The sequence below is a fragment of the Kineococcus sp. GCM10028916 genome (genome assembly GCF_042674865.1).
GTDB lineage: Bacteria > Actinomycetota > Actinomycetes > Actinomycetales > Kineococcaceae > Kineococcus.
Map to the genome: position 1 here is coordinate 82,937 of NZ_JBHTFM010000020.1, position 12,439 is coordinate 95,375.

Below are 12,439 nucleotides of genomic sequence, written 5' to 3' on the forward strand. Positions count from 1 at the left end.
TCCAGGACCGCGACCGCGCGGCGCAACGAGTTCGATCACTCCGGCGAAACGCCCGGGAAACAATTGCGGTTGACTCTGTCAACGTCACGTCACCACCACTCGACCCACGCTGGAGAGGTACCGCCCGTGTCCGACGCCCCTGGAACGACTCCCCTCGAACTGGTCGCCTTCGAGGACGACCCGATGGCCCTGCGCACCACCTTCGCCCTCTTCCCCTCCGGCGTCGCCGCCCTCTCCGCGATCGTCGACAGCGGCGACGGACCCGAACCCGTCGTGCTGGTGGCCTCCTCCTTCCAGGTCGGCATCTCCCTCGACCCGCCACTGGTGCTCTTCGCCGTCCAGCACACCTCCACCAGCTGGCCCAAGCTGAAGGCGGGCGCCACCGCCGGTGGCCGCATCGGCGTCTCCGTCCTCGGCGAGGCCCACGACCTCGCGGCCCGCCAGCTGGCCTCCAAGGCCGCCGACCGCTTCGCCGGCATCGACACCACCACCCTCGACTCCCGTGCGAACTTCGTCCACGGTGCTCCCGTCTGGCTCGAGTGCTCGATCTACTCCGAGGTCCCCGCCGGTGACCACGACGTGGTCCTCCTGCAGGTCCACGCGATGGGCAACGCCCCCGACACCGAGCCCCTGGTGTGGCACTCCTCCGCCTTCCGCACCCTGACCCCGAAGGCCACCGCCTGATGCGGACCGTCGTCGTCTGCGGCAACCCCAAGGTCGCCTCCCGCACCCTGACCGCCGCGATCACCACGGCGCAGCTGCTCTCGGGAGGTGACGAGGTGGGCCAGGTCGTCGACGTGGCCACCCTCGGCCCCGGCCTGCTCGGCTGGGGCGACCCGACGGTGGCGCAGGCCGTGACCGACGTCGCCTCCGCCGACCTGCTCGTCGTCGCCTCGCCCACCTTCAAGGCGACCTACAGCGGGCTGCTGAAGCTGTTCCTCGACCAGTTCGCGGGCGGCGAAGGCCTGCGCGGGGTCACCGCGGTCCCCCTGATGCTGGGCGCCGCCCCCACCCACGCGCTGGCTCCCGAGCTCCTGCTCAAGCCGGTGCTGTCCGAGCTGGGTGCGGCGTGCCCCGCCCCCGGGCTGTACCTGATCGACCGGGAGGCGGAGGAGAAGGGCGCCGAGACGCCCGCCCTGACCGCCTACGTCGAGCGCTGGGGCTCCACCCTGCTCGCGACCGCCGGCGCGGGGTCGACCCTCTCGGCGTAGTGGTCGAAGGTCTCCACCCGGGCTCCGGGAGCGTCGAAGAAGGCGCTCCCGGAGTCGCGGAAACCCTGCAGCGCAGGGTCTCCCGACCCGTCGACGAGCTGCGCCGTCGCGATGTAGGCCGACCAGCCGTGGGCCTTCAGCGGGTCCTGCGCGATGTCGGCGGCGAAGCGGGGGTCGTCGCCGACGTCGCGGGCGACGACGGTGCGGTGCGCCGAACCCGCGGCGGTCTCGCCGTCGAGAGCCGGTACGAGGTCGCCCGTGTGCTCCAGCGAGAGCACCTCCACCGAGTCCGGGACGTCGATCCCGTCGATGGGGGAACCCGCCGTCACGACGTGGGTGACGTCGAACTCCGCCCGCACCGCGGGGTCGGCGGCCAACGCCGCCGCGGTCAGCCCACCCTGGCTGTGACCGGCGAGCATCACCGGTTGACCCGCGCCGACCCCCGCCTGCCGCATGGCCTGCACGACGGCGTCGGCGGTCGCCGTCGGTTCCCCGGCGACCGCGCGCAGGTTCGTGGTCAGGTCCATCGGGGTCCTGCCCGCAGCCGGGACCGGTGTCCAGGTCTGGGTCCCGGGGATCTCCACGACCCACGCGACGCCGCCGTCGGCCTGGGTGATCCGTTCCAGCCGGATCCCGCCCGGCGCGGGTGTCCCGGCAGGGGCCAGGCGGCCGCCCACGGAGGCCTGTCCCTCGTACCCCGTCGACTGGTGCGCGACGCCGTCGAGCACCTCGGCGATCCCGCGCGGCGGCCGGCTGGGGGTCGCCCGGGCCGTGGTCGCGGGACGGACCGCGACGCCGGTCTCCCGGAACACCGGGGCGACCGCGCCCAGGGCGGTCAGCGCCCCGGCGACGCCCGCGACCCCGTCCACCCGGGGGAGCCCCGCCGCCTCCAGCAGGTACGGGGTCGTGGCCACGACCTCCTGGGCGACCTCCGGGTGCGCCGCGAGGAACCGGCCGACCCCGCGGAGGTCGTCCGCCACCGCGTCGTCGACGCCGGCGAACTCCTCGCCCGCGTCCGCGCCGAGCTCCGCCAGGTCGACGGTCCCGGTCCGCAGGACCTGCGCCACCGCCCCGGCCAGGACCCGGTACTCCGCGGTCCCCACGTGCCGCAGCACGTCCGCGCCGACGACGACGGCCGTGGCGCCGGCGATCTCGGGAGCCCACTCCACGACGGCCTGCGCCACGGCCCGTCGGGCGACGGCGACGACCGCGTCGGCGACCTCGTCACCGACGCGGTAGCGCAGGGCGGCGGTCTCGACCTCGACCGCCAGCGCGGCCAGCGTCGCGGCCGCCGCGACGGGGGTCCGACGCCCGACCAGGAGGTCCCCGATCGCCGTGGCGACCCGCGCCGCACTGGCCGGGGCGATCGCGGCGCTCGCCGCGAACGCCGGGTCGGTGGCGATCGAGACGAGGTCCAGTCCCACCACGCCGAGGTCGGCGGCGAGCGCGGCCAGGCGGGCGGCGGCCGCGTCCAGGGCGTCGGGGTCCACCGCGTACCCGGTGTCGACGGTGAGGTCCGCGCTCACGACGCCACCAGCTCGAGCGCGCGGACGTGCTCGGTCACCCGCCCCGACAACCGGTCGCACGTCTCGGCGACCCCGGCGACCTCCTGGGCCGCGTCGCCCAGCCTCGCCCGGAACCGGGCCGCCGCCAGCCCCGTCCAGTCGCCCGTGTGCACCGCACCCAGCTGCCGGTGCACCGACCGCACCCGTTCGGCCACCTCCTCCACCCGGCGCGTCAACGCCACCTGCCCCAGATCCATCCGTCCTTCTCCCTCCGTGGAACCCCAGCCCGTGGACGGTAGGCAGGCGAGGGTGGCGTCGCCGGGGATCGGCGACGGTCTGTGGACGGTCCGGCCCGACGTGCCCGCTGTGGAGACCGCGGTGACCATGGACCGGTGCCGTCCACCGCCTTCGTGAAGCAGCAGACCGGGGTACCCGCCGCCGCCTTCGCCGCCGAGGCCGCGGGGCTGCGGTGGCTCGCGGACGCCGGTGGGGTCGCCGTCTGCCCGGTGCTCGAGGTGCGCCCCGACGCCCTGGTCCTGGAGCGGGTCCGCGAGCAGCGTCCCGACGCGCGGGCGGCCGAGCGGTTCGGACGTGACCTCGCCCGCACCCACGCCGCCGGGGCACCGCGCTTCGGAGCCCCACCTCCCGGCGTGGACGGCGACACCTGGATCGCGACCCTCCCGCTGCCGATGACCGGGCCCGTGACCGGGCCCGTGACCGGGCCCGTGACCGGGGGCGACGCGGGCTGGGGGACGTTCTACGCCGAGCAGCGCGCGCAGCCCTACCTCCGCCTGGCGCGTGACGCGGGCACGTTCGACGCCGCCGAGGTGGCTGTCGTGGAACGGGTCTGCGAACGACTCACGGCCGAGGACCCGGCCCTGGTCGCCGGGGCGGACGGGCCCGCGCGCCTGCACGGCGACCTCTGGTCGGGCAACGTCCTGTGGTCCGCCGACGGCGCCGTCCTCATCGACCCCGCCGCGCACGGCGGGCACCCCGAGACCGACCTCGCGATGCTGGAGCTGTTCGGGCTGCCGCACCTGGCGCGCGTCCTGGACGCCTACGGGGAGGCGGCCGGCACCCCGGACGGCCGGCGGGAGCGGGTTCCGCTGCACCAGCTGCACCCGTTGCTGGTGCACGCCGTCCTCTTCGGTGGCGCGTACGCCGCGCCGGCGCTCGAGGCCGCGCAGAGGGCGTCGGCCCTGTGACGCACAGCTACCCCGTCGAGGTCCTGCACCTGCTCGTCTCCCCCGAGCACGCCTACTTCGGCCGTCCCCGCGAGGGCGCCGCCGACGTCGAGACCCACGACCTCGACGCGGTGGAGGTCGTGGCGGGCAAGGGGATCCGCGGCGACCGGTTCTTCGGCAAGGCCGCGCACATGGACGCCGCGATCACGTTCCTGGCCGTCGAGGCGTGGGAGGCGGTCGCCCACGACCTCGGACTGGCCGCGGTCCCGGACCCGCTGCTGGCCCGGCGCAACGTCGTGGTCCGCGGCGTCGAGCTGGACCCGCTGCGGGGGCACGACTTCGACCTGGTGACGGCCGCGGGGTCGGTGACCGTCCACGGCGGACGTCCGGCCGCCCCGTGCGCGTGGATGGACCGGATGGTCGCCGACGGCGCCCACGCCGCGTTGCGCGGCCGCGGCGGGTTGCGCTGCACCCCGCTGACCGACGGCAGGATCGCCCGCGGGCCGGGGGTGCTGCACTCCCCCGTCGAGCTCGACCCCGCTCGGGCCGGGGAGGCCGTGCGGCGGCGGACCCCGCTGCCCTGAGGTGCGCGCGGGCCGGGTCGACGCCACGGTGGAACCATGGTGAAGAAGGGCGACGAGGTCAGCTGGAACACCCCGCAGGGCAGGACCGAAGGGGAGGTCGTCGAGGAGAAGACCGACGACTTCGAGCTCTACGGCAAGCACCGCAAGGCCTCCGAGGACGACCCGCAGGTGATCGTCAAGAGCGGCAAGTCCGGCAAGGAGGCCGCCCACAAGGAATCCTCCGTCGACGAGACCTGACTCCCGCGGGGGCGTGGGACCATGAGGCACGTGACCGACTCGGCCGTTGCCGCCTCCCCGTCCAACGCCCCCGCCAGCTTGGGCGAGCCCGCGCTCGGCCCGCTCGACGGCCGCTACCGCCGCTCCGTCGCACCGCTCGCGGAACACCTCTCCGAAGCCGCGCTGAACCGTCGCCGCATCCACGTCGAGGTCGAGTGGCTGGTCTTCCTCGGCACCCACGACGTGGTCCCGGGCGTGCGCCGGCTCACCGCCGACGAGATCGCCTTCCTGCGCGAGCTGCCGCTGCGCTTCGACGCCGCGGCCGTCACCGAGCTCGGCGAGATCGAGCGCGTCACCGTGCACGACGTCAAGGCCGTCGAGTACTGGATCAAGCGTCGCCTCGAGGGCACCTCGCTGGTCGACATCGCCGAGCTGACCCACCTCTTCGCGACGAGCGAGGACATCAACAACCTCTCCTACGCGCTGATGGTCCGTGACGCCGTCGCCCAGGTCTGGCTGCCGGCCGCGACGAGCCTCGTCGACGACGTCGTCACGATGGCCCACGACCTGCGCGACCTGCCGATGCTGTCGCGCACCCACGGCCAGCCCGCGACGCCGACGACGCTGGGCAAGGAACTCGCCGTCCTCGCCCACCGCCTGCGCCGCCAGCTCACGCGCATCGCCGGTGCGGAGTACCTCGGCAAGTTCAACGGCGCGACGGGGACCTACGCCGCGCACAAGGCCGCCGTCCCCACGACGGACTGGCCGGCCGCCTCCCACGAGTTCGTCACCGGCCTCGGCCTGACCTGGAACCCGCTGACGACGCAGATCGAGTCCCACGACTGGCAGGCCGAGCTCTACGCCGACGTCTCCCGCTTCGGCCGGGTGCTGCACAACCTCTGCACCGACGTGTGGACCTACATCTCCCTCGGCTACTTCGCGCAGGTCCGCGGGCAGGGCACCGTGGGGTCCTCGACGATGCCGCACAAGGTGAACCCGATCCGCTTCGAGAACGCCGAGGCCAACCTCGAGGTGTCGGGCGGGTTGTTCCGGGTGCTGGAGGAGACCCTCACGACGTCGCGCATGCAGCGCGACCTCACCGACTCCTCGATGCAGCGCAACATCGGCGTCGCGTTCGGGCACTCGTTGCTGGCCATCGAGAACGCCCAGCGCGGCCTCGCCGGGCTCGACGCCGCCCCGGCCGCCCTGGCCGCCGACCTCGACGGGAACTGGGAGGTCCTCGGCGAGGCCGTCCAGTCCGTCATGCGCGTGCACGGGCTGCCCGAACCCTACGAGCGCCTCAAGGAACTCACCCGCGGCCGCAAGGTCGACCAGGCCAAGCTGCGGGAGTTCGTCGCGGGTCTCGGCCTGCCCGAGGGCGAAGCGGCCCGGCTGTCGCTGCTGACCCCCGGCGACTACACCGGCGACGCGTCGGCCCTCGTCAGCGTGCTCGACGAGGCGTGACGTGCGCGCGGTCCTGATCGAGGAGTTCGGCGGGACCCCCCGCCTCGCCGACGTCGACGACCCCACCCCCGCGCCGCACGGGGTGGTCGTCGCCGTCGAGGCGACCGGGGTGTGCCGCAGCGACTGGCACGCCTGGCAGGGCCACGACGACGACGTGACCCTGCCGCACGTCCCCGGTCACGAGCTCGCCGGCCGGATCGTCGCCGTGGGCGCGGACGTGCGGACCTGGAAGGTCGACGACCGGGTGACCACCCCGTTCGTCACCGCCTGCGGGCGCTGCCCGGAGTGCGCGGCCGGCCAGCAGCAGGTGTGCCGGGACCAGACCCAGCCGGGGTTCACCGGCTGGGGGTCCTTCGCGGAACTCGTCGCCCTCGACCACGCCGACGTGAACCTCGTCGCGCTGCCCGAGGGGTTCTCCGCCGCGACCGCCGCGGCCCTGGGCTGCCGGGTCGCGACGGCCTTCCGCGCCGTCAGCGACGTCGCACGGGTGAGGCCGGGCGAGTTCGTCGCCGTCCACGGCGCGGGTGGGGTCGGCCTGTCGGCCGTCGCGATCGCCGCCGCGGCGGGCGCCCGGGTCGTCGCCGTCGACCCCTCCCCCGCCGCGCGGGAGCTGGCGCTCGCGTTCGGTGCCGAGCACGCCGTCGCGGACGACGTGGTGCGGACCGTTCGCGACCTGACCGACGGCGGGGCCCACGTCTCGATCGACGCCGTGGGCCTGCCCGTGACGTGCGAGAACTCCGTCCGGTCCCTGCGCCGACGCGGCCGGCACGTGCAGATCGGCCTGCTCCCGGCCGCCGCCGGGAAGCCGTCGGTCCCGATGGACCTCGTCATCGCCGGCGAGCTGCAGGTCCTCGGCAGCCACGGGATGGCCGCCCACGACTACCCGCGCCTGCTCGCCCTGGTGGGTTCCGGCCGGTTCCCCCTCGCCGACCTCGTCACCCGCGAACTGCCCCTCGAAGCGGGACCGCGCGCGCTCGCCGAGGTCGGTACCGCGACCACCGCAGGGATCACCGTCCTGCGCCCCTGAACGCAGGCCGACCACCCACCGGTCGCGGCGTCGTAGGGTCCGCTCGTGGAGATCGCGATCGCGCTCGTGGCGCTGACCGTCGGGGTGTGCTTGGTGTCGGCGGTCTGCGACCGCTTCGGCTGGCCGACCCCCCTCGTCCTCGTCGTGGTCGGCGCCGTCGTCTCGCTGGTGCCGGCCGTCCCGGACTTCAGCCTCGGCTCCGAGGTCGTCCTCAACGGGTTGCTGCCCCCGCTGCTCTACGCGGCGACGGCCAGCACGTCACTGGTCGACTTCACCCGCAACAAGACGGCGACCGTGCTGATGTCGGTGGTGCTCGTCGTGTTCACCACCCTCGCGGTGGGGTGGACGACGTCGCTGCTGCTGCCGGGGGTCGCCCTCGCGGCGTGCATGGCACTGGGTGCCGTCGTCGCCCCGCCGGACGCCGTCGCCGCGAGCGCCATCGGCCGCCGCCTGGGGTTGCCCCGCCGGGTCGCCACCCTCCTCGAGGAGGAGAGCCTCCTCAACGACGCCTCCGCCCTCATCGCCCTCGCCGCGGCGACGTCCGCCCTCACCACCGAGCTCTCCCCGCTGCACATCGGGGGCGAGTTCCTGCTCGCCGTCGTCGGCGCGGTGCTCATCGGCGGGGTCGTCGCCGCCGTCCTGGCCCTGGTGCGGACCCGGATCCGCAATCCCGTCCTGGACACCGCGGTCTCCTTCGTCGCGCCCTACCTCGCCTTCCTGCCCGCCGAGGCGCTGCACGTCTCCGGGGTCCTCTCCGTCGTGGTGACGGGGCTCGCCATGGCGCACGTCTCACCGAAGGTGCAGACGGCCGCGTCCCGGGTCGCGGAGACGCTGAACTGGCGGACGGTGGCGTTCCTGCTGGAGAACGCGGTCTTCGTGCTCATCGGTCTGCAGTTCCCGCTGCTGCTGCGCGGAGCCGCCGACAGCGGGTTCTCCGGTGGTCGCATCCTGCTGGTCTGCCTCGGTGTGCTCGTCGCGACCATCGCGGCCCGGTTCGTGTTCGTCTTCGCCTCCGCCGGGATCTTCCACGCCGTGCCGCACCTGCGCCCGAAGGCCTGGTCGCCGGGGATCTCGCTGCTGCTGTCCTGGGCCGGCATGCGCGGGGTCGTCACCCTCGCCGCCGCGCAGCTCATCCCCGAGGACGTCGAAGGGCGCGACGTCCTGCTCCTCGCCGCGTTCGCCGTCGTCGTCGGGACCCTGCTCGTGCAGGGCCTCAGCCTGCCCTGGGTGGTGCGCCGCGTCGGGCTGCCCGCACCGGACCCGGCGGAGGACGCCCTGCAGGCCGCGGCCCTGGGCGACGCGGCCGCCCAGGCCGGGATGCGGCGGCTGGACGAACTGCTCACCGGGGAGGAACCCCGGCACGTGGTGGTGCAGCTGCGCGGCCGGTCGAAGTCCCGTTCGCACGCCGCCTGGGAACGCCTCGGCCGGCCGTTGTCCGACTCGATGACCCCGTCGGCGGTCTACCACCGCCTCCGCCTGGAGATGCTCGCCGCCGAGCGCACCGTCGTCGTCACCGCCCGCGACCGCGGCACCGCGGAACCCGAGGTGCTGCAGCGGGCGCTCGCGGACGTCGACTTCGAGGAGGCCCTGCTGGACCGCCTCGAGGACCTCGAACCCCTCGCCCTCGACCGCCGGCTCGCCCCGCGCGGTGACGGCGGCTGTGCCCACCTGCGCACCGCGTGCTCACGCGACGAGGCGACCGAGCGCTACGGCGAGCCCCCGACCGAGTGCGCGGAGTGCGTCGCGGCCGGGGTGGCCTGGGTCCACCTGCGGACCTGCCTGGCCTGCGGCTACACCGGGTGCTGCGACTCCTCCGAGCTGCGGCACGCCCGGGCCCACTTCGGCGAGACCGCGCACCCCGCCATGGTCAGCGCCGAACCGGGCGAGGCGTGGCGGTGGTGCTGGATGGACGAACTCCTCGGCTGACACGAGGTCAGGGTCGGGCGACAGGTGTCAGTGGTCGCGAGGTGGGTGCGGGACGAGCGGTGGCTCGTCACCTCCGAGAACCACGTCGTGAGACCCGGACGAGCAGTCCCGGTCCGATCCGGCGACCTACCGGCACGCCTTCCCGGTCGGACGGCACGGGTTCCGCCGCCCCGGTTCTCCCGGCGGGCCACGGTGCACCCGCTCCGACGGCACCATGACGGGGACCCGTCCCACTTTGTTGAATGCTGTAGCGTCGCGGAGATGAGCCGAATCGTGGGGATCATCGTGGGGATCGTCATCACCGCCGCCGGCGTCCTCTTCACCCTGCAGGGTCTGGACGTGCTCGGTGGATCGGGGATGAGCGGCAGGACGCTCTGGGCGGTGCTCGGCCCGATCATCGCGATCGTCGGGTTGGTCCTCGTCGTGCGCAGCGCCCGACGCCGGACCGCGCGCGGCGACCTCCGCTGAACGTCCCCGCGATGGACCGGCCGACCAGGAACACCACCTCCTCCTCCGTGTTCCCCGACGTCCCGGAGCCGCTCGACACCCAGATCGACCTGGTGCCCGACAACCGGACCGTCGTCGTGGAGCGCGCCGGGTGAAGTTCTACGCCGACCGACGCGCCCGCCGGAACCGGCAGCTCACGGCGGACCTGCTGTGGTTGCTGGCTGTGCTGGCGAGCGTCCTCGCCGGAACCACCGTGCACGGGGTCATCGCCGGTGCCGTCGACCCCGCGCGGCAGTTCTCCGCGGGTTCGAGCGACCTCGCCGACCGTCTCACCGCCGCCGGGCGGACCGCTGCGCAGACCCCGCTGATCGGCGACGACCTCGCCGGGGTCCTGGACCGCTCGGCCGACAGCGCCACCTCGCTCGCCGGTGCCGCCGATGCGCAGATCGAGTCCGTCCTGCACGTGGCGACGCTGCTCGGGGTGCTGACCGCCCTGCTGCCGATCCTGTTCGTCACCGCGATCCACCTCGCTGGACGCCTCCGGTGGGCGCGACGTGCGCGCGAGGCCGGGCGACTCGCCGGCACCCGTGGCGGCGACCGCGTCCTGGCTCTGCGCGCTCTGACGTCGAGCCCGCCGGACCGGTTGTTCGCCGTGCACGCGGATCCGGCCGCCGCCTGGCAGAGCCAGGACCCGGCGGCGGTGCGGGCGCTGGCCGACCTCGAACTGGCGCGGCTGGGACTGGACCGGCCTACTGCAACGCCGACGTCAGGCGGGACAGGTTCTCCTTGATGACGTTCCAGCGCGGCCGGGCGAGCCACTGCTCGAGGGTGAGTTCCGTGCACTTCGCCCGGTACTCGTCCTGGACCCGGCGCAGGTCGTCGCAGAACTCCCGCCCGCACACCATCAGCGTGAGTTCCAGGTCGAGCAGGAACGAGCGCATGTCCATGTTCGAGGAACCGATGACGGCGACCTCCTCGTCGACGGTCATGTGCTTGGCGTGCAGCACGTACGGCGCGGGGTAGCGGTGGATGCGGACCCCCGCGCGCAGCAGGTTCTCGTAGTAGGAGCACTCGGCGTAGTGGACGAGGGCCTGGTCGCCGAGTTCGGAGACGAACAGTTCGACGTCGACACCGCGTTCGGCGGCCGTCGTGATGGCGGAGAGCATGGACTCGTCCGGCACGAAGTACGGACTGGTGATCGAGATGGTGCGCTGCGCGGAGTACAGCAGCGCGTTGAAGAGCTTCAGGTTGTTCTCACCGTCGAACCCGGGGCCGCTGGGGACGACCTGGCACTCGAGGCGCCCGGGTGATCCGACCGGGGAGACCTCGGGTCGTTCGGTCTCCAGGAGCTCGTCGGTCTCGGAGTACCAGTCGGTGATGAACATGGCCTCGACCCCGGCGACGATCGGCCCTTCGAGGCGCACCATGAGGTCCTGCCACTGGAGTCCGCGCTTGAGGTTCCCGCGCTTGTTGTAGCTGCGGTCCAGAACGTTCTGCGACCCCATCCACGCGACGTCGCCGTCGATGACGAGGAGCTTCCGGTGGTTGCGCAGGTCGGGACGCTGGTACTTCAGCTTGTGCAGCTGGACGGGGAGCATCGGGTGCCACTCGACGCCGACGTCCTCGAGGAAGCGGATCGTGCGGCGGTAGCCGGGGTAGCGCAGCGACCCCACGTGGTCGAGCAGCAACCGGACCTTGACCCCGCGCTCGACGGCGCGTTCCAGGGCGGTGAAGAACGGCTCGCTCGTGGGGTCCTTGGTCATGATGTAGAACTCGACGTGCACGTAGTCGCGGGCGCCGTCGATGGAGCGCGCCATCGCCCGGATCGCCTCGTCGTACTCCCCCTCGAGCTGGGCGTGGTTGCCGCCGACCAGCGGCATCGCCCCGAGGTTGCGGTTCAGCTCGACGATCCCGGTCAGCCACGGCGGCCACGGGTGGTCGGAGGAGACGAGGTCCATCCCCTTGGTCGAGGACAGGATGAGTTCGTTGATCTCCCGCTGCTTGCGGCGGCGCTTGCGGGGCAGCTTCGGGTTCCCGATGATCAGGAACGCCACGACCCCGATGTAGGGGATGAAGAAGATGGTCAGCAACCAGGCCAGGGCGGAACTCGGACGCCGGTTGACGGGGACCACGGCGATCGCGGTGAGGCGCACCACGAGGTCGACGACGAGCAGCGCGATGGCCGAGGCCGTGATCGAGGGGATCCAGCCGGGCAACCAGTCCATCAGATCTCGACGGTTCCGCGCGGGGTCTCGAAACGGACCGAGCGCAGCCCCGTGCTGCGCGGTCCTCCGACGACGTCCAGCCAGGTGAAGTCGATGCGGTCGGCGCTGAAGTCCGGCGGCAGGCCGAGCCAGCCGCGGACCCGTTCGCGCTGGCCGGCGATGGTCAGCCCCGCCAGGCGGCTGCCGCCCGCGAGCGCGATGGCCGAGGGGTGCTGGGTGTCGGGCCCGTCCCACTCGATGAGCAGCGGCAGTTGCGGTTCCTCGCTGAGCGCGGGCGCACCGATCTGGTGCCAGCGCAGCTCGACCCCGTCGGGGCGGCGCCGGACACCCTCCTCGGCGGTCTCGCCCAGGCGTTCCGCGAAGGAGGCCAGGTCCTCGACCACGACCGACCAGTTGAACCAGCCCCCGCCCTGGAGCGTCCGTTCCCGCACGGCCCGCCCGAAGAGCGCCTTCTCGGCGACGGGGTGGTCGAGGACCTCGACGACCTCGACGTAGCTGCCCCCGGACAGCGGCAGGACGACGTTGCGGGTACCGAAGCGGGGGTGGGGACCCCCGTCGACGACGCGCACGCCGAGTCGCGCCGCCAGGGACCTGGCGGTCTCCTGCAGCCCCTCGGGGCCCGCGGCGAAGCCGACGTGGTCGACGCGCAT

The 12,439-nt window shown here is 73.6% G+C and carries 15 protein-coding genes; 11 read left to right on the forward strand and 4 right to left on the reverse strand.

The features are described from left to right. The first annotated feature begins 183 nt into the window (after positions 1-183). Entirely contained in the window at positions 184-684 is a 501-nt protein-coding gene (locus ACFQ46_RS20980; RefSeq protein WP_380262019.1) for a flavin reductase family protein, read from the forward strand. Next, complete coding sequence (locus ACFQ46_RS20985; RefSeq protein ID WP_380261716.1) at positions 684-1,211, forward strand: NAD(P)H-dependent oxidoreductase; 528 nt, start codon at positions 684-686, stop codon at positions 1,209-1,211. The genes ACFQ46_RS20980 and ACFQ46_RS20985 overlap by 1 nt, the downstream gene beginning before the upstream one ends. On the opposite strand, the gene ACFQ46_RS20990 is transcribed toward ACFQ46_RS20985, so the two are convergent. Together ACFQ46_RS20990 and ACFQ46_RS20995 are read right to left on the reverse strand one after the other, a co-directional pair. Then, a complete protein-coding gene (locus ACFQ46_RS20990) occupies positions 1,145-2,737 on the reverse strand; it encodes a hypothetical protein (RefSeq protein WP_380261718.1) in 1,593 nt (530 codons plus the stop codon). The two genes, ACFQ46_RS20985 and ACFQ46_RS20990, sit on opposite strands and share 67 nt — an antisense overlap. Then, the gene (locus tag ACFQ46_RS20995) at positions 2,734-2,973 is read right to left on the reverse strand and encodes a hypothetical protein (RefSeq protein ID WP_380261720.1); all 240 of its coding nucleotides are present in this window, start codon (positions 2,971-2,973) and stop codon (positions 2,734-2,736) included. Before ACFQ46_RS20995 ends, ACFQ46_RS20990 begins: the two co-directional genes overlap by 4 nt. A 135-nt stretch (positions 2,974-3,108) precedes the next feature. Here ACFQ46_RS20995 and ACFQ46_RS21000 point away from each other — a divergent pair, with 135 nt between their 5' ends. From ACFQ46_RS21000 to ACFQ46_RS21040, 9 genes are all read left to right on the forward strand, one after another. Further along, complete coding sequence (locus ACFQ46_RS21000; protein ID WP_380261722.1) at positions 3,109-3,921, forward strand: fructosamine kinase family protein; 813 nt, start codon at positions 3,109-3,111, stop codon at positions 3,919-3,921. After that, the gene (locus ACFQ46_RS21005; RefSeq protein WP_380261724.1) at positions 3,918-4,484 is read left to right on the forward strand and encodes a molybdenum cofactor biosysynthesis protein; all 567 of its coding nucleotides are present in this window, start codon (positions 3,918-3,920) and stop codon (positions 4,482-4,484) included. Before ACFQ46_RS21000 ends, ACFQ46_RS21005 begins: the two co-directional genes overlap by 4 nt. Positions 4,485-4,520: 36 nt before the next feature. Next, the gene (locus tag ACFQ46_RS21010; RefSeq protein ID WP_328293377.1) at positions 4,521-4,721 is read left to right on the forward strand and encodes a DUF2945 domain-containing protein; all 201 of its coding nucleotides are present in this window, start codon (positions 4,521-4,523) and stop codon (positions 4,719-4,721) included. A gap of 21 nt (positions 4,722-4,742) precedes the next feature. Continuing rightward, positions 4,743-6,164, forward strand: coding sequence for an adenylosuccinate lyase (purB, locus tag ACFQ46_RS21015; RefSeq protein WP_380261726.1), 1,422 nt, complete (start codon positions 4,743-4,745; stop codon positions 6,162-6,164). 1 nt (position 6,165) lies between these two features. After that, positions 6,166-7,191 (forward strand): zinc-dependent alcohol dehydrogenase family protein, encoded by a 1,026-nt coding sequence (locus tag ACFQ46_RS21020; protein ID WP_380261728.1) that lies wholly within the window; start codon positions 6,166-6,168, stop codon positions 7,189-7,191. A 45-nt stretch (positions 7,192-7,236) separates the two neighbouring features. Further along, a complete protein-coding gene (locus tag ACFQ46_RS21025) occupies positions 7,237-9,117 on the forward strand; it encodes a cation:proton antiporter (protein ID WP_380261730.1) in 1,881 nt (626 codons plus the stop codon). 261 nt (positions 9,118-9,378) lie between these two features. Further along, positions 9,379-9,585, forward strand: a complete 207-nt coding sequence (locus ACFQ46_RS21030) for a hypothetical protein (RefSeq protein WP_380261732.1) — start codon at positions 9,379-9,381, stop codon at positions 9,583-9,585. An 11-nt stretch (positions 9,586-9,596) separates the two neighbouring features. Next, positions 9,597-9,719 (forward strand): hypothetical protein, encoded by a 123-nt coding sequence (locus ACFQ46_RS21035; protein WP_380261734.1) that lies wholly within the window; start codon positions 9,597-9,599, stop codon positions 9,717-9,719. Further along, positions 9,716-10,354: a hypothetical protein gene (locus ACFQ46_RS21040; protein WP_380261736.1), complete on the forward strand. Its 639-nt coding sequence runs from the start codon at positions 9,716-9,718 to the stop codon at positions 10,352-10,354. Before ACFQ46_RS21035 ends, ACFQ46_RS21040 begins: the two co-directional genes overlap by 4 nt. On the opposite strand, the gene cls is transcribed toward ACFQ46_RS21040, so the two are convergent. Further along, entirely contained in the window at positions 10,314-11,789 is a 1,476-nt protein-coding gene (gene cls / locus ACFQ46_RS21045; protein ID WP_380261738.1) for a cardiolipin synthase, read from the reverse strand. The two genes, ACFQ46_RS21040 and cls, sit on opposite strands and share 41 nt — an antisense overlap. After that, positions 11,789-12,439, reverse strand: a complete 651-nt coding sequence (locus tag ACFQ46_RS21050; protein ID WP_328293387.1) for a VOC family protein — start codon at positions 12,437-12,439, stop codon at positions 11,789-11,791. The genes cls and ACFQ46_RS21050 overlap by 1 nt, the downstream gene beginning before the upstream one ends.